Annotated in this window: 20 protein-coding genes and 2 pseudogenes; 13 read left to right on the forward strand and 9 right to left on the reverse strand. The window is 70.6% G+C overall.

Translation table 11 applies throughout. The features are described 5' to 3' along the window. Positions 1 to 198 precede the first annotated feature (198 nt). The 3 genes from AC061S_RS03560 (at position 199) to AC061S_RS03570 (ending at position 2,918) form a co-directional block, all read left to right on the forward strand. The gene (locus AC061S_RS03560; protein ID WP_478684336.1) at positions 199 to 387 is read left to right on the forward strand and encodes a hypothetical protein; all 189 of its coding nucleotides are present in this window, start codon (positions 199 to 201) and stop codon (positions 385 to 387) included. Between the two features lie 182 nt (positions 388 to 569). Beyond that, on the forward strand, positions 570 to 1,778 hold the full coding sequence (locus AC061S_RS03565) for a M4 family metallopeptidase (RefSeq protein ID WP_478684337.1): 1,209 nt from the start codon (positions 570 to 572) through the stop codon (positions 1,776 to 1,778). A gap of 168 nt (positions 1,779 to 1,946) precedes the next feature. Then, complete coding sequence (locus AC061S_RS03570; protein ID WP_478684338.1) at positions 1,947 to 2,918, forward strand: PP2C family protein-serine/threonine phosphatase; 972 nt, start codon at positions 1,947 to 1,949, stop codon at positions 2,916 to 2,918. 23 nt (positions 2,919 to 2,941) lie between these two features. On the opposite strand, the gene AC061S_RS03575 is transcribed toward AC061S_RS03570, so the two are convergent. Both AC061S_RS03575 and AC061S_RS03580 read right to left on the reverse strand, forming a co-directional pair. Next, positions 2,942 to 5,536: a SpoIIE family protein phosphatase gene (locus AC061S_RS03575; RefSeq protein WP_478684339.1), complete on the reverse strand. Its 2,595-nt coding sequence runs from the start codon at positions 5,534 to 5,536 to the stop codon at positions 2,942 to 2,944. A gap of 193 nt (positions 5,537 to 5,729) precedes the next feature. Next, entirely contained in the window at positions 5,730 to 6,767 is a 1,038-nt protein-coding gene (locus AC061S_RS03580) for a glycosyl hydrolase (RefSeq protein WP_478684340.1), read from the reverse strand. Between the two features lie 229 nt (positions 6,768 to 6,996). On the opposite strand from AC061S_RS03580, the gene AC061S_RS03585 reads away from it, so the two are divergent. The 3 genes from AC061S_RS03585 to AC061S_RS03595 all read left to right on the forward strand — a co-directional run bounded on the left by AC061S_RS03585 (position 6,997) and on the right by AC061S_RS03595 (position 9,117). Further along, entirely contained in the window at positions 6,997 to 7,689 is a 693-nt protein-coding gene (locus tag AC061S_RS03585) for an SMI1/KNR4 family protein (protein WP_478684341.1), read from the forward strand. 217 nt (positions 7,690 to 7,906) lie between these two features. Beyond that, positions 7,907 to 8,512 (forward strand): hypothetical protein, encoded by a 606-nt coding sequence (locus AC061S_RS03590; protein ID WP_478684342.1) that lies wholly within the window; start codon positions 7,907 to 7,909, stop codon positions 8,510 to 8,512. 98 nt (positions 8,513 to 8,610) lie between these two features. Continuing rightward, entirely contained in the window at positions 8,611 to 9,117 is a 507-nt protein-coding gene (locus tag AC061S_RS03595; protein WP_478684343.1) for a DinB family protein, read from the forward strand. 153 nt (positions 9,118 to 9,270) lie between these two features. Here the strand turns inward: AC061S_RS03595 and AC061S_RS03600 are convergent, their stop codons facing one another. Together AC061S_RS03600 and AC061S_RS03605 are read right to left on the reverse strand one after the other, a co-directional pair. Beyond that, positions 9,271 to 9,792, reverse strand: a complete 522-nt coding sequence (locus tag AC061S_RS03600) for a cupin domain-containing protein (RefSeq protein WP_478684344.1) — start codon at positions 9,790 to 9,792, stop codon at positions 9,271 to 9,273. 130 nt (positions 9,793 to 9,922) lie between these two features. Then, entirely contained in the window at positions 9,923 to 10,234 is a 312-nt protein-coding gene (locus tag AC061S_RS03605; protein WP_478684345.1) for a DUF1330 domain-containing protein, read from the reverse strand. A gap of 89 nt (positions 10,235 to 10,323) precedes the next feature. Here AC061S_RS03605 and AC061S_RS03610 point away from each other — a divergent pair, with 89 nt between their 5' ends. The 6 genes and pseudogenes from AC061S_RS03610 to AC061S_RS03635 all read left to right on the forward strand — a co-directional run bounded on the left by AC061S_RS03610 (position 10,324) and on the right by AC061S_RS03635 (position 15,168). Beyond that, positions 10,324 to 10,830, forward strand: coding sequence for a MarR family winged helix-turn-helix transcriptional regulator (locus AC061S_RS03610; RefSeq protein ID WP_478684346.1), 507 nt, complete (start codon positions 10,324 to 10,326; stop codon positions 10,828 to 10,830). Between the two features lie 68 nt (positions 10,831 to 10,898). Further along, positions 10,899 to 11,324 (forward strand): annotated as a pseudogene (locus tag AC061S_RS03615) (cupin domain-containing protein); the annotation flags it as partial. A gap of 644 nt (positions 11,325 to 11,968) precedes the next feature. Beyond that, positions 11,969 to 13,258 carry a phosphoribosyltransferase family protein gene (locus AC061S_RS03620; protein ID WP_478684347.1) on the forward strand — a complete coding sequence of 430 codons (1,290 nt, stop codon included), beginning with the start codon at positions 11,969 to 11,971 and terminating at the stop codon, positions 13,256 to 13,258. 276 nt (positions 13,259 to 13,534) lie between these two features. Then, complete coding sequence (locus AC061S_RS03625) at positions 13,535 to 14,491, forward strand: nucleoside hydrolase (protein WP_478684348.1); 957 nt, start codon at positions 13,535 to 13,537, stop codon at positions 14,489 to 14,491. Positions 14,492 to 14,535: 44 nt separating this feature from the next. After that, positions 14,536 to 14,694 (forward strand): annotated as a pseudogene (locus AC061S_RS03630) (VOC family protein); the annotation flags it as partial. Between the two features lie 171 nt (positions 14,695 to 14,865). Then, positions 14,866 to 15,168, forward strand: a complete 303-nt coding sequence (locus AC061S_RS03635; protein ID WP_478684544.1) for a DUF1876 domain-containing protein — start codon at positions 14,866 to 14,868, stop codon at positions 15,166 to 15,168. Between the two features lie 249 nt (positions 15,169 to 15,417). Here the strand turns inward: AC061S_RS03635 and AC061S_RS03640 are convergent, their stop codons facing one another. Both AC061S_RS03640 and AC061S_RS03645 read right to left on the reverse strand, forming a co-directional pair. Further along, positions 15,418 to 16,638, reverse strand: coding sequence for a cytochrome P450 family protein (locus tag AC061S_RS03640; RefSeq protein WP_478684349.1), 1,221 nt, complete (start codon positions 16,636 to 16,638; stop codon positions 15,418 to 15,420). Continuing rightward, complete coding sequence (locus AC061S_RS03645; RefSeq protein WP_478684350.1) at positions 16,635 to 17,894, reverse strand: FAD-dependent oxidoreductase; 1,260 nt, start codon at positions 17,892 to 17,894, stop codon at positions 16,635 to 16,637. The genes AC061S_RS03640 and AC061S_RS03645 overlap by 4 nt, the downstream gene beginning before the upstream one ends. Positions 17,895 to 18,107: 213 nt before the next feature. Here AC061S_RS03645 and AC061S_RS03650 point away from each other — a divergent pair, with 213 nt between their 5' ends. Beyond that, a complete protein-coding gene (locus tag AC061S_RS03650; RefSeq protein ID WP_478684351.1) occupies positions 18,108 to 18,644 on the forward strand; it encodes a SixA phosphatase family protein in 537 nt (178 codons plus the stop codon). Between the two features lie 206 nt (positions 18,645 to 18,850). Here AC061S_RS03650 and AC061S_RS03655 read toward each other — a convergent pair whose 3' ends face one another. The 3 genes from AC061S_RS03655 to aceA form a co-directional block, all read right to left on the reverse strand. Then, positions 18,851 to 19,735 carry a 3-hydroxybutyryl-CoA dehydrogenase gene (locus tag AC061S_RS03655; protein ID WP_478684352.1) on the reverse strand — a complete coding sequence of 295 codons (885 nt, stop codon included), beginning with the start codon at positions 19,733 to 19,735 and terminating at the stop codon, positions 18,851 to 18,853. Next, on the reverse strand, positions 19,732 to 21,336 hold the full coding sequence (gene aceB / locus AC061S_RS03660; protein WP_478684353.1) for a malate synthase A: 1,605 nt from the start codon (positions 21,334 to 21,336) through the stop codon (positions 19,732 to 19,734). The genes AC061S_RS03655 and aceB overlap by 4 nt, the downstream gene beginning before the upstream one ends. A gap of 124 nt (positions 21,337 to 21,460) precedes the next feature. Next, entirely contained in the window at positions 21,461 to 22,747 is a 1,287-nt protein-coding gene (gene aceA, locus AC061S_RS03665) for an isocitrate lyase (RefSeq protein WP_478684354.1), read from the reverse strand. Between the last annotated feature and the right edge of the window lie 362 nt (positions 22,748 to 23,109).

Raw genomic sequence — 23,109 nt, forward strand, 5'->3', positions numbered from 1 at the left:
CCACGTCCCGCTGCAGATCCGCGATCACGCGCACGAGATCGTCGTACGACGGCTGACGCTTCGCGAGTCCCACGGACAGACCAACGAGGCGAGCACGCGCAGGTCACTCAAGGACCTGAGCAGTCACGATCCGAGATCTCGAACAGCAGTGAAATCCTGAACGTGACCCGGGGGCGGCAGCGAATAACAGTGTTCAGAGTGGACAGTGGCGCGTGGCCGCGCGTCGTCGTGGACGTGTCGCCGCCGGGTGAACGGATAGAGTTCGATCCCAAGAATCCCTACGCGAACGAAGAGAACATCGACCGGTACGGTCTTTCGCCGGTACGTGGTTCCACGGCGGAGACGCCCTATCAGGAGCTCCTGGAGAAGGCCCGCTCAGGCGGGTAGGGGGCTCGCTCGCCTTGCGTTTGCCGGTCGCTACGGGCCGCCGGAGACTGGTGATATCGGCGTGACCCCGCCTCTGGCCCACGGCAACGCCGCATCCGGCCACATCGAACGTCGCGAACCTTCCGCGCGTTGATGAATGGTCAACCGTCGCCCCTCTCCCCCTCTCCTTCATGAGGTGCCCCATGAGCAGGACCTCGCGACTCAACTGCATCATCCCCCCGTACCTCCTCAGAAGGCTCCTGGAGAGCGAACACAGTGAGGTGCGCCAGGCCGCCTTGGACACCATGCTGACCACTGCTCGCCTGCGAGGTCAGCGAGAGGTCCGGGCGTCCTTCGCCGGCGCCGCCGCCCCTGGTAACGGCCGGCGCACCGTCTTCGACTGCGAGGAGGGAAGCTTCCTCCCAGCCGCCGTCCTTGCCCGGTCGGAAGACGGACCGGAGTCCGTGGACGAGTCCGCCAACCGGGCGTTCGACGGACTCGGCCTGACGCGCGACTTCTTCAAGGAGGTGTTCCAGCGTGATTCGATGGACGGCCGGGGGATGCGCCTGGACGGGTACGTCCACTTCGGCGTGAAATACAACAACGCCTTCTGGGACGGACAGCACATGGTCTTCGGCGACGGGGACGGAAAGGTCCTCGGCAACCTCACCGGATCCCTCGACGTGATCGCCCACGAGCTGACGCACGGACTGACGGAGCACACCTCCGGCTTCGAGTACCACAATCAGTCCGGCGCCCTGAACGAGTCGATTTCGGACGTCTTCGGGTCGCTGGTCAAGCAGTGGTCGCTGAAGCAGGCGGCCGAGGAGGCGGACTGGCTGATCGGCGCCGACGTGTGGACCCCCGGAATCGATGCCGACGCCCTGCGATCGATGAAGGCCCCGGGGCACGCCTACAACAATCCGCTGTTCGGAAGGGACCCCCAGCCCGACCGCATGAGCAAATTCGTCCACCTTCCCGACACCGAGGAAGGGGACAACGGCGGGGTGCACCTCAACTCCGGCATTCCGAACAAGGCGTTCTTCCTGGCAGCCGTGGGCATCGGCGGATTCGCATGGGAGGCCGCCGGGCCCATCTGGTACGAATCGCTCAAAATCTCCGGCGCCGAGGCGCAGTTCCAGGATTTCGCCCACACCACCGTCCAGAAGGCCGGGGAGTTGTTCGGCGTCGGCAGCGCCGAACAGTCGGCCGTGCTGGCGGCGTGGCAGGAGGTGGAAGTCTCCGTCAGGGGCATCCCGATCGGGGCCGCCCGAGCACGGAGCCGTGCGGCCGGCGAGAACGGCGGCTTGGGACGGCAGGACGGCCTGGCAGCCCTGACCCGGCAGATCGGGGCGCTGAGCGCCAAGGTGACGGCACTGGCCAAGGACGTGGACGCGCTGAAGGCCAAATGACGGCTCGCCGGAGTGCCGTGCCTCCGTTAGGTGGATACTCTGGGAATTGTGATCGAGTCTGGACCGCCGCGGCACCGTAGGCGCCCAGGACCGGGAAGACTTGTACGGCTGTCGCCGGTCATCCTGACCGTCGTCATCGCCAGCCTGGCCTACACCACTCCGCCGGAAATGGCCTTCAGCCGCCTCCTTCCCGCGGCGCCGGCCCTGGCCGCCGCGATGTGGCCGGTTCTCCCCACCGTCCTGCTCGGGACGGCCTGCCTTCTTCTGATGATCGGCCTCAGCCTCGTCTTCCCCGATCTGGGCACGTGGTGGACGGCCTCGGGAATCATCGCGGTCACCGTGGCGGCCGCGTACGGAAGCCACGTCCGGCTCCAGCGCGAGCGCACCCTGTTCCAGGTACGGCTCGTCGCCGACGCCGCGCAGCAGGTGGTGCTGAGCCCCATGCCGCGCCGCTTGGGCAACATCGAGATCGAGTCGCTGTACCTCGCGGCCGCGGCGGAGGCCCGCATCGGCGGGGATTTCTACGAGGTGGTCGACACGCCCTACGGGATCAGACTGCTCATCGGTGACGTGCGGGGCAAGGGCCTGCCGGCCGTGGGAGCGGCCGCGGCGATCGTCAACGCATTCCGGGAGGCGGCCTACGGCGAGGCCGCCATGGTCAACGTCGCACGCAGGCTGGACGCCAGCAGCACCCGGTACAACTCCGCGTTTCCCCCCGACGGGGCGATGGAGCGGTTCGCCACGGCCCTTCTCGTCCAGATCCCGCACGAGGGCGGACGTATCGACATCCTCAACTGCGGACACCCCCCGCCGATGCTCCTGAACCGCGGAAGACTTCGTGTCCTGGAGTCCGCCACTCCCTCGCCGCTGATCAGCCTCGCGGAGCTGGTCGGCGATCACTACAACGTCGACACCTACGATTTCGCCCCCGGCGACCTGCTGCTTCTCTATACGGACGGGATCGCCGAGGCCCGCGCTCGCGACGGCGAGTTCTTTCCCCTGGCAGCCTGGATGCGTCGGCAGCCGCCGACACCGCCCCGCGAACTGCTCACGGCTCTTCACCGCGATCTTCTGCGCTACAGCAGAGGACGCCTTGACGACGACGTCGCCGCCCTCGCCGTACGCCTGTGCGAGCCCTGAGGGCGACGCGCGAGCCCGCCCGCTCAGTTTTCCGGCAGGGGCTGCTCGGACCAGATGATCTTCCCGGTGCGCGTGTAACGGGTGCCCCATCGGCCGCCGATTTGAGCCACCAGGAAGAGCCCGCGACCCCCTTCGTCCGTGGTCGCGGCGTACCGCAGGTGGGGTGAGGTACTGCTGCCGTCGGAGACTTCGCAGGTCAGCAGCCTGCCGTCGTTCAGCAGCCGTACGCGGACCGGTGCGCTGCCGTGCCGGATGGCGTTCGTGACGAGCTCGCTCAGTACGAGTTCCGTGCCGAAGGCGAGCTCCGAAAGGCCCCATTCTTCGAGCTTCTGCACGGCGCGGGCCCGCACGCCCGCCACGGCAGTCGGCTCGAACGGCACCTCCCAGTCGGCGATGCGGTCCGCGCCCAGCGCGTGCGTCTGCGCGACGAGGACGGCCACGTCGTCCCTCGGGCGCACCGGCATCACCCCCTTCAGGACCGCTCGGCAGGTCTCCTGGGGCCCCGGGCCGGCGTGGGAGAGTGCCGCACGGAGCAGCTCGAGCCCCTCGTCGATGTCACGGCCCGGGCTCTCGATCAGGCCGTCGGTGTACAGCACCAGCTGCGAGCCCGCGCTCAGGTCCAGCTCCGCCGACTCGAACGGGAACCCGCCGAGCCCCAACGGTGCGCCCGGGGGCAGGTCGGGCATCTCCGCCGATCCATCGGGACGCACCACGAACGGTGGCACGTGCCCCGCGCGGGCAATCGTGCACCGCTGGGTCACCGCGTCGTACACGGCGTACAGGCAGGTCGCTCCGATCAATTCGCCGTCGGTGACCCCGCCCTCCCCGCTCTGGTCGATGTACTGGACGAGGTCGTCCAGGCGCGCCAGCAGCTCGTCGGGAGGAAGGTCCAGGGACGAGAAGTTGAGCACGGCCGTACGCAGCTGGCCCATGGTCGCCGCGGCGCGCAGTCCGTGGCCGACGACGTCACCCACGACCAGGGCGACCCGGCTGCCGGGAAGGGGGATCACGTCGAACCAGTCGCCGCCGACCCCGGAGTGGGCGGGCAGGTAGTAGTGCGCCACCTCCACGGCGCTCTGCTCGGGCAGCTCGCGCGGCAGCAGGCTGTGCTGGAGCGTCACGGCCAGGGCGTGCTCGCGGGTATATCTGCGGGCGTTGTCGATGGTGAGGCCAGCCCGTGCCACGAGCTCCTCGGCGAGCGAGAGGTCCTCGTCGTTGAAGGGTTCCGGCTTGCGCGAGCGCCAGAAGTTGGCCACGCCGAGCGTGACCCCGCGGGCCGTGAGGGGAGCGGTGATCAGGGAGTGGATCCCGAAATCTACGATCTCCTGGGCCCGCCGCGGGTCCTGGGCGTACCAGCCGGGCGCGTCGGCGAGGTCGGGCACCACCTCGGCCCGGCCACTGGTGAAGCCGCGGGCCTGGGGTGTGGAAGGCAGGAAGTCGATCAGCCTGCCGCGCGGATAGAGGGGCGAGTCGTCGCGGATGCCGCTGACCCCGGTACGGCGCAGCTCCGCGTCCGGGGTGGGCTCGTCCCCGTGCAGCACGGTCTCGGCCAGGTCCACGGTCACGAAGTCCGCGAAGCGCGGCACGGCGACGTCGGCGAGCTCCTGGGCCGTCCGCGCCACGTCGAGGGTGGTGCCGATGCCGGTGCCGGCGTCGTACAGCAGCTTCAGCCGTCTGTGGGCCGCGTCGGCCCGTGCGCTGAGCACGCGCATCTCGGTGGAGTCACGGATGGTGACGGCCGCCCCCTCGGGCCCGCCGCCGGGCCGGGTCGGCCTTTGGCTGATCACGAGCAGCCGGTCCCCGGCCTCGTGCACCTCGTCGGTGGCCTCCCGACCGGACTGCAGGAGGTCGGACACCTGACGATCGAGGCCGGGCAGGTCCCGGATGAGGGCCCCTTCGGCATCGGGGGAAAGCCGGAGGAGCCGCTTCGCCTCGTCGTTCGCGAGCAGGAGCCGCCCCCCGCCATCGGTGATCAGCACCCCCTCGCGGACGGCGTGCAGCACCGCGTCGTGGTGCTCGTACATCCGTGTCATCTCCAGGGGGCCGAGGCCGTGGGTCTGGCGCCGGAGGCGTCTGCTGATCAGCGCCGCGCCCGCGGTGGCCAGGGCGAAGCCGGCCGCGCTGACGCCGAGGATCACGGGGAGTTGCCGGTCGACCACTCCGGCGACGTTCTTCACGGTGAGGCCGGCCGACACCAGTGCCACGACCCGGCCGTCGCTGGAAAGCACGGGCACCACGGCCTGGATCTCGTTGCCCAGCGGACCGTCGACGCTCTCCGTGTGCACGCGGCCGGCGAGCGAGGGCTCGATCGTCCCCACGAACCGCTTGCCGATGCGATCGGGCAGGGGGTGGGTGTAGCGGATGCCCTCGGTGTCCATCACCACGATGAAGTCCACCCCGGTGGCCTTGCGCGTCGACTCGGCGAGGGGCTGGAGGATCGCGGAGGGATCCGGGGAACGGAGGGCCTCCTGCAGCCCGAGCGAGCGCGCGAAGGTCTCGGCGACCGCCACGGACCGGGTGCGGGCCTCGCGGTCGATGTCGTGGCGCGACTGGAGCACCAGCGCCAGCACCGCACCGGCGGCGAGCAGCACCACGACCGCCACCTGCAGGACGAACACCTGCCGGGCGACGCTTCGCCGGCGACTGCCGTTCAGTGACCGCACCGATTTCCCCGGTACGGGTTACATGGAGAGGTCACAAATCAGTTGTAGCATTGTCGGCCGCCCGTCGTGGGGTATGAAGGCCCTGAAGGGCGAGGCGGCTGCCCGCCCGGGTGATCACGGCACCTGCCGGTCCGCGATCCGGGCGGACTCATTCCCCGCCTCGCCGACCGTTCGAGCGGGCGCCCGGACGGCTCTGGCCACCGGAGAGGAAGTCCCGGAACACCTGCGAGGAGCGCGGATTCTGCCCGCACTGCCACACGCCGTGCGGGCAGAAGTCCGTGATGCTGTGGTAGAGCGGCCTGTGCTCCTCGATCCATTCCAACATGCGCCGTACGTACTCGGGGTTGTCACCGTGCCGGAACAGCCCCCACTCGGGATACGAGGTCGCCTTGCCGTGGGCCCTGGCGAAATCGACCTGATGCCGCAGCCCGTAGGGCTGGGCGACCTGCTCGTCGAAGGTCCGGCCGGGCTCCTGGTCGTACGAGTCCATCCCGACGACATCGACCACGTCATCACCCGGGTAGCACCGGGTCCACGCGATCGCGTCACCGCCGCGGTTGGGTGCGAAGTCGAAACGGAAATCCTGCCCCGCCACGGAGCGCATGGCGGCCACGATGCGCCGCCAGTACTTCTTCCAGTTCTCGGGGTCGGGCCGGCACCGGTGGGTGTAGTCGAAGCCGTTCATCTCCCAGCCGAGCACGATCACCGTGTCCGGCACGTCGAGGTCGACCAGGCGCTCGGCCAGCCGCCGGAAGTGGTGGTCGTGAGTGCCCCGCGCACCGGTGCGGATCAGCTCGGCGACTCGGGCGTCGGGGAAGCCGGCCTCGTTGCGCTCCTGCATGGGCACGTTCAGGACGAACAGCCGGTCGGCTCTCGCGTTGCGCCACCGCGCCCAGGTGCGCAGGGAATCGGGTGCGCCCTCGATGTTCGCCCAGGTGTCGCCCGGCAGATAGGTGTGCCCGGCGCGCAGCTCGGTACCCCCGAGCCAGCGCGAGAGCTCCTGCATCCGCTCGACGCCGGGCGATCCGTAGTGCAGGTAGGCACCCACCGCGATCTCGCTCCCGGCGTTCGTGCCGGAGTCCTGCCGCGGCGGCGTCAGGGTGCCCCGGGCGCCCCCGGTCAGGAGCAGGCCGACGGCGACCGTAGTCGCGCAAACGCCCGCCAGGAAGCTGCGTCGACGGGACATGACACCTCCACAAGCTGCGCGCACCGATGTGCCTGGCAGCGACGTTAGGCATCTCATCCGATGCGTGTCCTGTCCGGTGTCCCGATGCTGAGCCATTCGCGGCAGCCACCCGCCCTCGCTTGACCCGACCAGGTGAAGCCTCACCGGCGCACCGGGCGGGCCCGGACACGGGCACGCGATGGTCCCGCCCGGAGCGGAGCCCACCGGGCCGCTCGGGTAGCGTGACTGGGTGATCTCCGGTGACACCCTCCTGGAGCGGCTGCGGGAGCTGGCCGCCCGAGTCCCGTTCGACCTCGCGGTACAACCCGGCGTCACGGCTGCCGACTTCGGCCGCCGGCCCGTCCCGGTGCCGGCCGAGGCCCGCGAACTGCTGGGCCGACTCGGCGGCTTCGCCGTGCCGCCGGTGGAGTTCACGCTGACCGGCCACCCCCGCCAGTCCGGCGACCACGGCCTGCCGCACCCCCACTGGCTGGTCACCGACGACGGAGGCGGCGGCGTCACGTGGGTCGACATCGAGGCCGACGGCCGGTGGGGCCAGGTCCTGATGCAGTACCGCGAGGGCGGCCTCCACGTCGAGGCCGACTCGCTGCCCCAGTGGCTCGACCGGCTCATCGGCACGGCGGAGGAGCTGGTCGAGCAGACCGGCTTCGAGGAGGGCGTCCAGCCGTACGCCGACGACTTCTGGGACCTCCTGCACCCGGACGGCCCCGAACTGCCGCTGCACCTCGCAGCCGGACTCCGCGGCAGCCCGGACCCGGTGGTCGCCGGCCTCGCCGCCCGCGTGCCGGACGACGCGCTGATCGCCGACCTCCGCGGAGTCCTGCCGGGCAGCCGCGCCCGCTTCGACCGGGCGCTCAGGCGATACCGCCTGGCCCGAGCCGTCGGCGACCCCGTGTTCGCCGCCGTTCCCAGCGAGGACTGACCCGGGGCCGGTACGGAACCGGTCGCCACGCGAGGCAAACGGCGTCCGGACGGGCCGGGACCCGACAGGCCCCCCGGCGGCGTCACGCCACCGGCACTGCGCCAACCCGGCGACGTGTCACGGCCGCATACCGGTGGACACCACGTGTCGGGCGAGTCCGGCATACGGTCGAGTGACCGGCCGACCCCTGCCGCCAGCACCGGAACAGGAGCAGCCCATGCGTCTCTACGCCCAGACCCCGGCACGGCGGAACCGACAGATCCTTGCGGACCTGGTCGCCGTACTGCTGATCGCCGCCACGGTGAAGTTCGCCCTGACCGTCCACGGCGCGATCATGCGGCTGGCCGAACCCGGACGCAAGGTCGAGAGCTCCGGCGAAAGCCTCGCCAACGCCCTCGCCGAAGCCGGCGACACCGCCTCCGACGTGCCACTCGTCGGCGGCCTCCTGAGGAAACCGTTCCGGTCCGCGGCTGACGCCGGCATCGGACTCGCCGACGCGGGACAGTCGCTGCAGGACGTCGTCAGCCAGGTGGCCACCCTGGCCGCACTCGCCCTGATCATCCTCCCCGTGGCCTTCATCCTGCTGCTGTGGCTTCCCCTGCGCGTGCGCTGGATCCGCCGCAGCGCCACCATCCGGGACCTCCTCGACACACCCGGAGGCGCCGACCTGCTCGCCCTGCGCGCCCTCACCGGACCGCCGCGCGCCCTCGCCACGATCCCCACCCCCGCAGGTGGCCTCGCCGACGCCTGGCGCCGCGGGGACCGGCAGGTCATCGCCGACCTGTCCGAGATCGCCCTCAGGCGGGCGGGCCTGAGGCCCTGACGGGCGCAGCGGGTAAGAGGACCGAGCCAGGAGGAGGGTGCGGACCCATCGCAAAAATGCCTCGACATCCGTCGCGCCGATCAGGGACGCTTCGCGGGATGACAAGAATCGACGACATACCTCCAGCGTGGGACGAGCGCACCCAGCTCACCACGTTCCTCGACTACACACGTGACACCGCCCGCGCCAAGGGCGCAGGCGTCTCCGCCGAGAACGCGCGCAAGGCGCTCCTGCCGGGCTCACCGCTGATGACCGTGAGCGGAGTGATCAACCACCTGCGCTGGGTCGAGTACTACTGGTTCCAAGTGGTCTTCCTCGGCGAGGAAGACCACGGCCCCTGGACCGAGGAAGACCCCGACCGCGAGATGCGCATCGCCGTCGACTTCCCGCTCGCGCAGCTCCTCGACGAATACGCCGAACAAAGCGACCGCTACCGCGAACTGGTCACCGCGACAGCCCTGGACCAGCGGGCCGAACGCGCCGGCCGCAACGGCCTCCACGTCGACCTGCGCTGGATCCTCCTCCACCTCACCGAGGAGACCGCCCGCCACAACGGCCACCTGGACATCCTGCGCGAGATGCTCGACGGCACGACCGGCGCCTAGTGCTGTGACCGGATCGGCCGGCATCAGCGTCGATCCGGTCCCACAGCGCATCAGTGACCACTCATCGGACAGACCCATCCGATCGACCGACCACCCGTTCGGAGAGAAGCGCGCCAACGAGCTGCGTGCGTGTGGCTCGCCTACGGCAGTCCGCTACACCGCCCCTTCCTCGAAGTCCTCCTCGAAGTAGCTGTCGTGCCGCACACGGAACTCCTTGAGTTCCTCGCTGCCGCGCTGCGCCATCTCCGCGACTCCCTCGAAGAACTCCTCGCGCGGGGCGCCCGGGGAAAAGAGCATGAGCATCGATGTGGGCTCGTCCGTCACGTTCTTGAAGGCGTGCAGGCCGCCGACCGGCACGTACAGGAAGTCGCCGGTGCGGCCCGTCACCCACTTCTCGCCGTTGAAGAGCTCCAGTTCTCCGGAGAGGACGTAAAAGGACTCCGACATCGCCTTGTGGAAGTGGGTCTTGGCGCCGGCGGCCCCTGCTGCCAGATCCACCTTGTACAGGCCGTAATCGCCGCCGGTCGACGCGTGCGTGGCGAGGTAGCGGTAAGCGTCACCGCCGGGCGAGATGAGGTCCGGCGGGGTGTCGGCGGTACGGAAGGAAGCGTTCACCTCGCCCCTGTCCCCGTGGTAGCGGGCTTCGGGGTACTGCGGGTGCTGCGGGTACGACATCGTGCGCTCCTGTCGTTCAGTTTCGGCATGCCGGCTCTGCTTGGACGGCGGAGAATCCGGTCCCTACGCAGGCGTGCGGGGTTCATGCTCGCCTTCCCGTACCTGTCGCCCGATGCTGCAGGGCAGTTGTTCAGGCTTCGAGGAGATCGGAGGGGCCGGTCTCGAAGAGGGTGGCGTTCGCCTTGGAGCCCGACTGCCGCAGAACCTTGAGCTCCTGATAGTCGGGGGCGTCGTACCAGCCGCGGGCGGCGGCCAGGTCGGGGAACTCGATGAGGACGGGGTAGGTCAGCATCGGCTCTCCCTCCACCGGGTCGAGTCGGCCTCCGACGGCGAGGTAGCGGCCGCCGTGGCGCTCCACCACCGCGCGCACGCGCCGGGCGTACTCGGACAGCTTGGCCGGGTCGGTGACCTCGATGTTGTCGAACAGTGCGTACGCGGTCATGGGAATCTCCTCGCCACTGTGGCAACATCGTCCCGGTCGGGACAGTCCCGAATTTACTACCGATCGGGACAGTTCCGCAAGGGAGATTTATGGACGGCAGGGCGGTGAAGGCAACGGGCGAAACGACGGAAGGCGCGACCGTTGACGCGATGAACGAGCTCTTCGGCGACCCCCGCTGGGAGGCCTACGGGATGCTGCGCGAGGCGTACCTGGCCGTCACCAGGCGCATTGATGGGGAGGTCAGCCCGGGCGGCGACCTCGAAGCGTCGGTCTCGGACCTGCTGTTCCGCCTCGCACGCACCCCCGGGCACGCCCTACGCACCGTTGACATCACGCGAGCCCTCGCGACCAGCACGACGCGAACCACGCGCCTACTGGACGCGGCCGAGAAACGCGGACTGGTGACGCGGGGGGCCCATCCGACCGACCGGCGCGTCACTCTCGTCACGCCGACCCCGGAAGGCCTCAAGGAGGCGCGCCAGCGGGGGAACCTGGCCCTGGCGTCGACCCAACGGAACATTCACGACGTCCTGACAGCCGAAGAGATCTCCGTGATGATTCCGATCCTGAGGAAGATCCGCGACGCCAACCAATGAAAGGCGGCCGATCGGCCGCGAGTTGACCGACACACACGAGCGAGGGGAGGCGTGCGCGGCCGGTATTCCAATGCCTCTCTGGCGCAAAAGTACAGAACAGGCTCCTGGGCGGCGCGCTCTCCACCATGCGCGTGACTCTGGCCAAGGGTGCGAACGGAGCTCGTCCGCATCATCACGGCAAGTCCGCAGAGATGTTCTACGTCCTCGATGGCACCGCGCGGCTGCTCGCCGGCGACCAGGTCGTGACGGCCGAGCGCGGCGACGTCGTCGTCGTGGTACCGCCCGGCCAGCAGCACGCCTTCGCCGCCGCGCCGGGCGAGATCGCCGACATGCTCGTCATCATCACACCGGGCGTCGAGCGCTTCGAGTACTTCCGGCACCTGGAGCGGATCCGGTACGGGAAGGTCCCACCCGAGAGCCTCCTAGAGGTGCAGGAGCTGTACGACTCCTACTTCGGCACCAGCGCGGTCTGGGAGTCCTCACGCAACGGGTGACAGCGACGCAGAATGCATGCTCCGTGCGTCGTGGATCTGGACAACGAACGAGGGCTGCTCGGCGGGCTGCCCGGCCGGCTGTGCACCGGGCCGCCGAGAACGGCGCCCCTCGGGTTCGGCGGTCTTGGAGAAGTCGCGCCGCTGCCGATAGCGCGCCAGTGCCTCTTTGGCCGTCACAACGGCCTCCTCACGCTCCTTCTCGGCGGTCAGTCGGATGGCGTGCTGGTCCCATGACCTGCTGCCCCGGTCCGCACTACGCCCCTGTCAGGTGCGCGCTGCCGAAGAGTGCGGAGCGTCGGCGGACTCGCTCACGAAGGCACGGCAGAACGCGTCCAGGTCCGCGGCCTTGCGGCTGGTGACCAGCGTCGCGGGTGCCGCATGGCAGACTGCACCACCCTCGTCCAGGCCCGCCTTCGCCGCCCGCGCCTGCCGTGTCGTGCCGCATGCGCCTACAAGTGGCTCTCGCTGCCGTGGGGGCCTGCCCAGTAGGGGTGCAGAGCGGTCTTTGCCTCCGCCGGAAGGACGCGGCCGCTCGGATTCGTTCCATACGCCGGCCGTCCCCGGCTTGCGCCGAAGTCGCCCATGGGGTTGCTTCGAAGTAGGTGTGTACAGGGTTCCGTCTGCCCTCATTGGGGTGAACCACCATGATGTTCACTGATCGCGCGGCCGCCGGACAGCATCTTGCCGGAGCTCTCCGTCATCTGGAGGGGGCGAATCCCGTCGTCCTGGGCCTGCCCCGTGGCGGAGTCCCGGTGGCGTTCCAGGTGGCGCGGGCGCTGGGCGCCCCACTCGATGTGATCGTGGTCCGCAAGCTCGGGGTCCCGTACCACCGGGAGCTGGGATTCGGTGCCATCGGCGAGGGTGGCGTTCGGGTCATCAGCGACGACATCGTCCGCCGGAGCCGGGTCAAGAAGGAGGACCTCGCGGCCGTCGAGCACGCCGAGGAGGCGGAGCTCGTACGCCAGGCACGAACGTTCCGCGACGATCGTCCGCGAGTGCCACTCGACGGCCGGACGGTGATCGTGGTGGACGACGGGATCGCGACCGGCTCCACGGCCGCAGCCGCGTGCGCGGTCGTGCGGGCGATGGGTGCGGCCCGGGTGGTCCTGGCCGTTCCGGTGGCGCCGCCGGATGCCGTCGCCCGGCTGCGCACCGAAGCGGACGAAGTGGTGTGCCTCTCCACACCACGCGCCTTTCGCGCCGTCGGCGAGTGGTACCAGGACTTCTCCCAGACCTCCGACGACGAGGTCGTCGTCCTGCTGGCACAAGCCGCGCAGGGCCTCGTAGCGCGCCGGCCTGCCCGGGCCGCCGAGGTGGTGGTGGACGCGGGCGGCATCAGACTGACCGGGGACCTGACACTTCCGAAGGATGCAGAAGCGGTTGTCATGTTCGCGCACGGCTCCGGCAGCAGCCGCCACAGCCCGCGCAACCGGTCGGTTGCGACGGCCCTGAACCGGGCGGGCCTGGGCACCCTGCTCTTCGACCTGCTCACACCGGGTGAGGAAGCCGACCGCGCGAACGTCTTCGACATCGAAACCCTCAGCCAGAGGCTGACGGACGCCACCCGCTGGCTGCAGGACCTCCAGGCCGTCCCGATCGGCTATTTCGGAGCGAGCACCGGAGCCGCCGCAGCGTTGCGGGCCGCCGCGTCCGCCGACGCGGACATCGGCGCCGTGGTCTCCCGCGGCGGCCGTCCCGACCTCGCCGGGCCACGGATCGCCGACGTACGGGCACCCACGCTGCTCATCGTGGGCGGCCGCGACACGAGGGTGCTCGACCTCAACCAGCGGGCCCAGCGGGAGCTGCGCTGCGAGAACCGGCTCGACATCATCCCCGGCGCAACACACCTCTTCGAGGAACCGGGAGCACTGGACGAAGTCGCCGGCCTTGCCCTGTACTGGTTCGCGAAGCACCTGGTGACAGCGGCCGGGTAGCACTGTCGACCGAAGCCGAGGCGTAGGCCGTCCCATGCCGCCGGATTCGGCCTTGCCGCGGGCATCTGGACGCACACCGTGGACCGCCCGCCGCGCGTAGGCCGGAAGCCGGATCGTGGTTTCGCGGCCAACGCCACGGCGACACCGGCCCCGCCGGCGCCCGGGGCTACCGGCGCTCCCCCGGCTCTTCCCAGCCGCTCCTCGGGCGCCTCCTGGTCACGGGCCCGGGACGGCGCCACACTGAAGGGTCCACGACCCCGCACCGGCAGGAGCGACGTGCCCGTCCCGATCATCATCGACTGCGATCCCGGACACGACGACGCCCTCGCGATCATGCTGGCGGCCGGGGACCCCGCGGTCGCTCTGCTGGCCATCACCACGGTCGCGGGCAATCAGACGCTCGACAAGACCACCCTGAACGCGCGGCGCGTGTGCACGGTGGCCGGGATCACCGATGTGCCCATCGCGGCGGGCTGCGGCAGGCCGCTCGTCCAGGCGCTCAGCGTCGCGGAGGACGTGCACGGCGCCTCCGGCCTCGACGGGCCGATGTTCCCGGAACCCACCGTGGACATCGTTCCGGAGCACGCGGTGGACCTCATCCACCGGATACTGACCGGGCATCCGGAGCCGGTCACCCTCGTACCGACGGCGCCGTTGACCAATATCGCTCTCCTGTTGACCCGCTTTCCGCAGGACGCTTCCCGTATCCGCGAGATCGTCCTGATGGGCGGATCGACGGAGCGAGGCAACCGGACCCCGGCAGCCGAGTTCAACATCCTCACGGATCCGGAGGCCGCGGACATCGTCTTCCGCAGCGGCGTGCCCGTCACCATGTGCGGTCTCAACGTCACTCACCGGGCGCTGGCCACGCCCGAGGTGGTGGCCCGCTTCGAGGGGCTCGGTACGCCCCTCGGTCACATGTGCGCCGAGTTGTTGACCTTCTTCGCGTCCACGTACCGCACGCTGTGGGGGTTCCCGCACCCGCCGTTGCACGACCCCGTCGCGGTGGCCCGGGTCATCGATCCCGGGCTCGTGCACTGCGTGGACGCGAACGTCGTCGTGGAGTTGCACGGCCGGTACACGCGCGGCGCCACCGTGGTGGACCTGCAGCGTGACGTCGACCGCCCGGTCAACGCCCGAGTCGCGGTGGGTTTGAAGACCGACCAGTTCTGGGACCGGATGATCGCCGCCGTCACGGCCCTCGGAGCCCGTACGCCGCGTGAGCGAGGATAGGGGCCACGGTGCATGTACTGGGCAGCAGGATTCCGCCGCGTCCCATGGACCCCGAGCGCTCACGCGCCTTCTACGGCGACACCCTGGGGCTCGCCGTCCACCGCGAGTTCGGCACCGCACCCGAGCGGGGGACGGTCCACTTCCTCGGCGGCGGGTTCCTCGAGGTATCGGGACGCGCCGAGGCTCCGCCCGCGCCCGGGCTCGCCGGCTGCGCGTCGGGCCGGTCGCAGCGTCACGCAGGGCGACGAGTTCGTGACCGGCAAGGCAGTCCACCACCGCGTGCATCCCGCCACCCTGAGATGGCCGAAGGAGCCCGCACAGGGGGATTCTGGAAACTGCTGGAGTCAGAGGGCCCGGAGTCCGAGGAGGACGTCATGACGCACACCGAAGAGTGGAAGGTCGGCGTCTACCTGACCGAGGAGGACGGCACGACCAAAGCCCGGGCCGTGCTCGACAACGGGAAGACGAAGATGGTCGGCCGCGGCAAGGCGCGCTGCAATCCGCAGGACGTGGAGATCCCCGCGATCGGTGACGAGCTTGCGGCGAGCCGGGCGATGCGCGACCTGGCCGGCCAGCTGATGCGCGCCGCCGACCTGGACCTGGCCGCAGCGGGCGCCGTACCCGAACCGCCGCGCACCGGTTATGGCTGGCCGGATGACGTGGGCCCGGCCCGGTAGGCGGCCGCACCGCCGGGGGCTGAGCGTGGGGCAAGGCCGGCGCACGCTCCGCCGCAGGCAGCAGACCCCCTGATCCGAAAGAGGTGTCCTAGTGCTGTGGCCGGAAAGGTTTGCCGGGTCGCGGTGTCCGGTGCGGTGCATCGCAAGGCGGAGGACCCCGACTCGTACTGGACGTACCGTCGTGGTCCGACAACGCGGCGAGGTGCCGTGCCGGGCGCCGTGACACGGTGAACCTTTCCGGTCACAGCACTAGCCGCCCGGGATGAACCTCACCGGCAGTGTCAGGGGGCCCCGGAGGCCTCCGGGGCGCCAGGGGAACTCCGCCGGGGAGACGGCGAGGGTGAGGCCGGGCAGGCGCCGCAGGGCGGTGCCGATGGCGATCTGGCCCTCCAGGCGGGCCAGCGGAGCGCCCAGGCAGTAGTGGATGCCGTGCCCGAACGCCAGGTGGGCGTTGTCCGGCCGGGTGATGTCCAGGTGGTCGGGATCCGGGAACCGCCCAGGGTCCCGGTCGGCGAGGGCCGAGCCGATCAGCACGGTCGCGCCGCACGGGATGCGCACGCCCGCGATCTCCACGTCCTCGCGCGCGAAGCGGGCGATGCCGGGGCTGACCGGGCCGTCGTAACGGAGGAACTCCTCGATCGCGCCCGGCAGCAGGCCGGGATCGGAGCGCAGCAGGTCGAGCTGGTCGGGGTGTGCGAGCAGCATGGCGATGCCGCCGCCGATCAGGTTGACCGTGGTGACGTAGCCGGCGGCCAGCAGCAGGAACACCATCGCGACCAGCTCGTCCTCGGTCAGCCGCTGTTCCTCGTCCCGGGCGGTGACGAGGGCGCTGAGCAGGTCGTCGCCCGGGTGCGCCCGCTTGGCGCGGATGAGTCCGGTGACGTACGCGCGCATGTGCTGCCACGCCTCGTTCACCACGGCGGGGTCCGGCGGCTCCGTGCCCCGCATGATCATGCGGTCGGTCCAGTGCTGGAACTCGTGCCGCTCGTCCAGCGGGACCCCGAGCAGTTCGCTGATCACCGTGACCGGGAGCGGCAGCGCGAAGTCCGCGATGAGGTCGGCGCTGCCGGCCGTCACGGCCGCGTCCAGCAGCCGGTCGGTGACGGCCTGGATCCGTGGCCGCATCTCGGCCACACGGTGGGCGGTGAACGCTTTGGAGACCAGGCGGCGCAGGCGTGTGTGGTCGGGCGGATCGCTGCGCAGCATGTTGCCCAACATCGCCTCGCGCTCCGTATCGGGCAGCTGCTTCAGGAGCCGGGTGTCCGAGGCGTCGCGCACGTCGCTGCTGAGCCGGGGGTCCGACAGGGCCGCGAGCCCGTCCTCGTAGCGGGTGACGAGCCAGGCCTCCAGACCGCCCGCGATGACGACCCGGCGGACCGGTCCGTCCTCGCGCAGTTGCCGGTACAGCGGAAACGGGTCCGCGACGAAGGCCGGGTCGGCGTAGGGGAGAAGGACGGGTCGCTCGCTCATGACGCCTCCCGCACCAGGGAGCCGCCGCGGATGGATTCCGCCGGCGGCCGCTCGCGCAGGGCCCCGTACCCGATGAAGTAGGCCGGCACCCGGTTCAGCCACCGCGAGTCGGTGACGAGCTCGGTCAGCCGCTTCGCCGCCCGCGGGTGGCCGAACGCGGTGCGCCCGGCCAGCAGGGGTTCGATGACCTGGGCGTGAGCCAGGCGTTGCAGGCCTTGGGTCGCCACCGTCGTGGGCATGCGGCGGCGCTGTACGCGGCGTACGTCGTGCAGCCCTACCGTCCCCGCGCGCAGCGGTCCCACGAGGTGGCGGGCCGCTGCCACCGCGTCCTGTACGGCGAGGTTGATGCCGATGCCGAAGACCGGCGACATGGCGTGGGCGGCGTCGCCGATGCACAGCAGACCCGGCCGGTGCCAGCGGCGCAGCCGGTCCAGCCGTACGTCGAGCAGCTTGACCTCGTCCCAGGAGGCGACCGAGTGCGCCCGGTCGGCCAGCCACGGGACGGCCTGCGTGAACTGGGCCATGAACCGGTCGAGGCCTTCCGCGCGGCGCTCGGCATCGGTTCCCTTGGGGAGGAGCCCCGCGCACTGCCAGTAGTCGCCGCGGTCGATGAGCGCGCTGAAGAACCGCTCGCCCAGGCCTCCCACGAGGCCGCTGGGATCGCTCTCGTGGCGCGGCATCCGGAACCACCAGGCGTCCATCGGGCACGGGAAGTTCTCCAGGCCGAGCTCGGGCAGCACCCTGGCGAAGGACCCGCGGCCGTCGCAGGCGACGGTCAGCGTGGCCCGGATTTCACCGGCGGCGCCGTCCGCGGTGCGGTACCGCACCCCCTTGACCCGACCGTGTTCCATCAGGAAGGACGTCGCCTCGGTGTCCATGCGCAGCCGGAACGAGGGTTCCTTGCGCGCCTCATCGGCGAGCAGGTCGAGCAGGTCCCACTGCGGCACCATCGCGATGTAGTTGTACTTCCCGGGCAGCGCCCCGATGTTCCCGACCGTGACGAGGGAGCGGTCCGGCCCGATGGGCAGCTGCACCGATGTCACGCGCCGCTGCGGCAGCTGGGCGAACCGCTCGGCGAGGCCGATGTCGTCCAGCAGCGACAGGGTGGACGGGTGCACGGTGTCGCCGCGGAAATCGCGCAGGAAGTCGCCGTGTTTTTCCAGCACCGTGACCTCCACCCCGGCCCGGGCCAGCAGCAGGGCCAGCACCATCCCGGCGGGCCCGCCTCCCACCACACAGCAGGTCGTACGCTCCACGGCAACCCATCCCTTCGCAGACGTCGGCCAAGCCCAACGACGTATACCCCACGAGAGGCTCGGTTGCGGGGCGCCGTGCGAGTCGGCCGACTACTAGCTTCACCAGCTCCCTGCCTGCCCGGGGGGGGGATCTGCGGCTCGGCTACCACCACAGCAGCCGCATCGGCCCGCCCGGCTCCGTGAACCGTGCGACGCTGAGGTCATGAGGCCGTCATGAGCACGGGAGCCGCCGCCCGTCTGGTGCTGCTGCGCCACGCCAAATCCGCCTGGCCCGATGTCGCGGACCACGAGCGGCCACTGGGCCCACGCGGCCTGCGGGACGCGCCGGCGGCGGGCCGCTGGCTGCGCGACGCGGGCTACGTGCCCGCACTGGTGATCTGCTCCACCGCCCGGCGGGCCCGCGAGACCTGGGCACTGGCGGCCGGACAGCTCGGCGCCGAGGTCCCGGTGCGCTTCGACGAGCGGGTGTACGCCGCCGAGCCGGAGGGTCTGCTGGAGGTGGTGTCCGAGGTACCGGCGGAGGTACGGACGCTGCTGCTCGTCGGCCACAACCCGGGCATGGAGGAGCTGGCCGTCAGCCTCGCACAAAAGGCCGTAGGCGCGGCGGAGGCCGACGGAATCGAGCGGCTGTCGGAGAAGTTCCCGACGTCCGGCATCGCGGTGCTGGCCTGCCCCGGTCCCTGGCAAGAGCTCGCGCCGGGCTCGGCCCGGCTGACCGACTTCGCCGTCCCCCGGGGCGCCGCCCGCTGACGCCCTCCACGAGCCCGGCCGACCGCACCGAGATCCCTCTGCCCTGGCCCGCTCCGGCCGCGGGTCTACCGGGCTGACGCTCGCGCCGCCGGTCTTCGCACGGACCGCGCGGGCGCACGGTGGGGTGCGGCGACACCACTCGCCACACCCCCACCGCCCTTGGGCACCTCCGGCGCACCCTCATGGCCGGAGGTCTGCCGGGCCCCTCAGACCCGGCCGTATGTGTGGAACCCGCGGCCGCTCTTGCGGCCCAGCAGCCCCGCCTGCACCATCCGCCGGAGCAGCGGGGGCGGGGCGTACAGCGGTTCCTTGAACTCCTCGTACAGCGATTCCGCGATGGCCGTGACCGTGTCCAGGCCGATCAGGTCCGCCAGCTTCAGCGGACCCATCGGGTGGGCGCAGCCCGTTTCCATGGCCGCGTCCACGTCCCTCGCGCCGGCGAAGCCCGATTCGGCCATGCGGACGGCCGAGAGGAGGTAGGGGATGAGCAGGGCGTTGACGACGAAGCCGGCCCGGTCCTGGGAGCGGACCGTGGTCTTGCCCAGCGTGTCGCGGGCGAACGCCTCGACGGAAGCGAGCGTGTCCGGCGACGTGTGGAGGGAGGACACGACCTCGACGAGCGGCAGGACGGGCACGGGGTTGAAGAAGTGCAGACCCACCACCCGGTCGGCACGGCCGGTCGCCATGCCCAGCCGCATGATCGGGATGGCGGAGGTGTTCGTGGCGAGGATGGCCTCCGGGTCCTCGACGGTCTTGTCGAGGGCGGCGAAGATCTCGGTCTTCGCGTCGGGGTTCTCGGTGACGGCCTCGATGACGAGCTGCCGGTCGGCGAGGTCCTCCAGGTCCCCGGTGAACAGCAGACGGGCGAGCGCGTCCTCGGCGGAGCTCCGGTCCAGCTTCCCGCGCTGGACCGCGCGCTTCAGGGAGACGGCGACGCGCTCGCAGGCGGCGCGGGCAGCGGCGGCGTCCGCCTCGGCGACTACGGTGTCCAGTCCGGCGCGGGCGCACACCTCGGCGATTCCGGCTCCCATCTGGCCGCCGCCGACCACCCCGACGCGCAGGATCCGGTCCGGCTGTACGGGGGTGTTCACGCGGTCACCTGCGCGGCGAGGGAGGTGCGGCGGACGAGGTGGCGGGTGTAGGCCTCGGGGGTGAAGAAGGCGGGGAGCTGCATCGATAGGGCGGTGTCCACGAAGATCTCCCTGGCTTCGAGGGCGAGTGCCTGTGGGTCCTCGGCCTCCAGGGCCGCGCATTCGGCGTCCAGGAGGTCGAGGACCGTCCCCCGGTCCACCCGGTCGTGGCGGAGCCACTGCCAGATCTGGACACGGGCGATCTCGGCGGTCGCGGCGTCCTCCATCAGGCCGTTCAGGGCCACGGCCCCGCTGCCGCGCAGCCAGGCGTCGAAGTAGCGCAGCGCCACTGCCACGTTGGAGCGGACGCCCTCCGAGGTCGGCGGGGCGGCGATCCGGCGGACGGACAGGAGGTCGGCGGCCGCGACTTCGACGTCCTCACGCGTCCGGTCCAGCTGGTTCGGCCGGTCTCCCAGGACATCGTCGAAGACCTCGCGGCAGACGGGGACGAGCCCGGGGTGGGCGACCCAGGAGCCGTCGAAGCCGTCTTCGGCCTCCCGCTCCTTGTCGAGGCGGACCTTCGCGAGCGCGGCGGAGTTCGCTTCGGTGTCCTTGCTCGGGACGTGGGCGGCCATGCCGCCGATGGCGTGGGCTCCCCGCCGGTGGCAGGTCCGGACGAGCAGTTCCGTGTAGGCGCGCATGAAGGGGGCCGTCATGGTGACGGCGGCCCGGTCGGGGAGCTGGAAGTCGGTGCGGTGGCCGAAGGTCTTGATGAGGCTGAAGAGGTAGTCCCAGCGGCCCGCGTTCAGTCCCGCGCTGTGCTCGCGCAGTTCGTAGAGGATCTCCTCCATCTCGAAGGCGGCCGTGATCGTCTCGATCAGGACGGTGGCCCGGACAGTGCCGCGCGGAATGCCGAGCAGGTCCTGTGCGAGGACGAAGACGTCGTTCCACAACCGCGCCTCGTGGGCGTTCTCCAGCTTGGGGAGGTAGAAGTACGGGCCGTACCCGGCGTCGATCTGCCGCTGTGCGCAGTGGAAGAAGTACAGGCCGAAGTCGACGAGCGACGCCGACACGGGCCGGCCGTCGATCTCCAGGTGCTCCTCGGTGAGGTGCCAGCCGCGCGGGCGGACCATGATCGTGGAGAGGTTCTCGCCAAGGCGGTACCCCTTGCCTTCGGCGGTGGTGAAGTCGATGCGGCGCTCGATGGCGTCGAGCAGGTTCAGCTGACCGCCTATGACATTGTCCCAGGTGGGCGCGGTGGCGTCTTCGAAGTCCGCCATCCACACCCGGGCGTCGGAGTTGAGGGCATTGACCGTCATACGGCGTTCGGGCGGCCCGGTGATCTCCACCCGGCGGTCGGCGAGTCCGGGGCCCTGAGGTGCGACCCGCCAGTGGGGGTCGTCGCGGACGGCTCGCGTGGCGAGCGGGAAGGCGAGCTGCTTGCCGTCGGCGAGGTGGGCGGAGCGGCGGCGCCGCTCCTTGAGGATGCCCAGGCGGCGGTCGGCGAACGCGGCGTCGAGCCGGCCGATGAACTCCAGTGCCTCGGCCGTCAGGATCTCCTCGTGGCGCTCACCCGGCACACCGAGGACCTGGACACTGCTGATCAGGGGCTTGAGTGACATGCGGATCTTCTCCTCGTCGTGGGGCGGTCGGCGCCCGGGGCGGTGAGGAGCCTCGGGCGCCGTCGGACGGCAAGTGGCAGGACGCGGGCCGGCTGCCGCGGGGCCCGGCTGGGAGCGGGGATTCCTAGTGGAACTGCTCTTCCTCGGTGGAGCCGGCCAGCGCCGTGGTGGAGGAGGCGGGGTTGACGGCGGTGGAGACGAGGTCGAAGTAGCCGGTGCCGACCTCGCGCTGGTGCTTGACCGCGGTGAAGCCCTGCGCCTGCGCGGCGAACTCCCGCTCCTGTAGGTCCACGTAGGCGGTCATGCCGTGCTCGGCGTAGCCGCGGGCCAGGTCGAACATGCCGTGGTTGAGGGAGTGGAAGCCGGCCAGGGTGATGAACTGGAAGCGGTAGCCCATCGCGCCCAGCTCGCGCTGGAACTTGGCGATCTGGTCGTCGTCCAGCGCCGCCTTCCAGTTGAAGGACGGTGAGCAGTTGTAGGCCAGCATCTGGTCCGGGTACTGCGCGTGGATCGCCTCGGCGAACTCGCGGGCCTGGGCGAGGTCCGGGGTGCCCGTCTCGACCCAGATGAGGTCGGCGTACGGGGCGTAGGCGAGACCGCGGGCGATCACCGGGGCCATGCCGTTCCGCACCCGGTAGAAGCCTTCCGCGGTGCGCTCGCCCGTCACGAACCGGGCATCGCGCTCGTCGACGTCGCTGGTGATCAGGTTCGCCGCCAGGGCGTCGGTGCGGGCGATGATCAGGGTCGGGGTGTCGGCGATGTCGGCGGCGAGGCGGGCCGCGTTGAGGGTGCGGATGTGCTGCGAGGTCGGGACGAGGACCTTGCCGCCGAGGTGGCCGCACTTCTTCTCCGAGGCCAGCTGGTCCTCGTAGTGGATGCCGGCCGCACCCGCCGCGATCATCGCCTTCGTCAGCTCGAAGGCGTTCAGCGGTCCGCCGAAGCCGGCCTCGGCGTCGGCGACGATCGGCGCCAGCCAGTCCGTACGGTCGTGGCCGCCCTCGGCGGTGGCGATCTGGTCGGCGCGCAGCAGCGCGTTGTTGATCCGGCGGACCACCTGCGGCACCGAGTTGACCGGGTACAGGCTCTGGTCCGGATAGGTGTGCCCGGCCTGGTTGGCGTCGGCGGCGACCTGCCAGCCGGACAGGTAGATCGCCTGGAGGCCCGCCCGGACCTGCTGGACGGCCTGGCCGCCGGTCAGGGCGCCCAGCGCGTGGATGTAGTCCTGCTCGTGGAGCTGGCGCCACAGCCGTTCGGCGCCGCGCCGGGCCAGGGTGTGCTCCTCGCGGACGCTGCCGGACAGCCGGACCACGTCCTCGGCGGTGTACGTCCGCTCGATGCCCGCCCACCGCGGGTCATCCGCCCACCGCTGCTTCAGCTGCTCGGCCGCCGCCGTCGTGTTCGTCTCTGCCATGACCGTCACCGTTTCCATCCGTCGCTTGTCCTGCCAATGCTCAGGACCGAAGACCGAGCGCTGACACTCTGTGCCTGAGTAAGAGGTGCAACCGCCGGACCCGCCTGTGGGGGCGGAGCTGAGCAATACTGCCGATCCGCCGGAAGTGGGCTGACCAGATCGCCGACATCAGGGCATGAATCGGGGATCCAGGGTCCGTTCCGGCTACCGGTTCCGGCTGGCCGCAGGACCGACTCTGACATTGGCACTGGGTGCCATCAAGGTGGTACGGCTGCCAAGGTTTGCGAATCTTCGACGCCTGTTTTGCCAAGGTTGCAAAGCCTTGGAGTGGGCGAAGTCCCCCTATGCTGACGGAGCCCGTC

The sequence above is a fragment of the Streptomyces sp. CA189 genome (assembly GCF_056428985.1).

Coding starts and splice junctions, on each gene's coding strand:
- AC061S_RS03565 (WP_478684337.1), top strand. CDS start 570: ATGAGCAGGACCTCGCGACTCAACTGCATCATCCCCCCGTACCTCCTC.
- AC061S_RS03570 (WP_478684338.1), top strand. CDS start 1,947: ATGGCCTTCAGCCGCCTCCTTCCCGCGGCGCCGGCCCTGGCCGCCGCG.
- AC061S_RS03580 (WP_478684340.1), bottom strand. CDS start 6,767: ATGTCCCGTCGACGCAGCTTCCTGGCGGGCGTTTGCGCGACTACGGTC.
- AC061S_RS03590 (WP_478684342.1), top strand. CDS start 7,907: ATGCGTCTCTACGCCCAGACCCCGGCACGGCGGAACCGACAGATCCTT.
- AC061S_RS03595 (WP_478684343.1), top strand. CDS start 8,611: ATGACAAGAATCGACGACATACCTCCAGCGTGGGACGAGCGCACCCAG.
- AC061S_RS03600 (WP_478684344.1), bottom strand. CDS start 9,792: ATGTCGTACCCGCAGCACCCGCAGTACCCCGAAGCCCGCTACCACGGG.
- AC061S_RS03605 (WP_478684345.1), bottom strand. CDS start 10,234: ATGACCGCGTACGCACTGTTCGACAACATCGAGGTCACCGACCCGGCC.
- AC061S_RS03610 (WP_478684346.1), top strand. CDS start 10,324: ATGGACGGCAGGGCGGTGAAGGCAACGGGCGAAACGACGGAAGGCGCG.
- AC061S_RS03620 (WP_478684347.1), top strand. CDS start 11,969: ATGATGTTCACTGATCGCGCGGCCGCCGGACAGCATCTTGCCGGAGCT.
- AC061S_RS03635 (WP_478684544.1), top strand. CDS start 14,866: ATGACGCACACCGAAGAGTGGAAGGTCGGCGTCTACCTGACCGAGGAG.
- AC061S_RS03640 (WP_478684349.1), bottom strand. CDS start 16,638: ATGAGCGAGCGACCCGTCCTTCTCCCCTACGCCGACCCGGCCTTCGTC.
- AC061S_RS03650 (WP_478684351.1), top strand. CDS start 18,108: ATGAGCACGGGAGCCGCCGCCCGTCTGGTGCTGCTGCGCCACGCCAAA.
- aceB (WP_478684353.1), bottom strand. CDS start 21,336: ATGTCACTCAAGCCCCTGATCAGCAGTGTCCAGGTCCTCGGTGTGCCG.
- aceA (WP_478684354.1), bottom strand. CDS start 22,747: ATGGCAGAGACGAACACGACGGCGGCGGCCGAGCAGCTGAAGCAGCGG.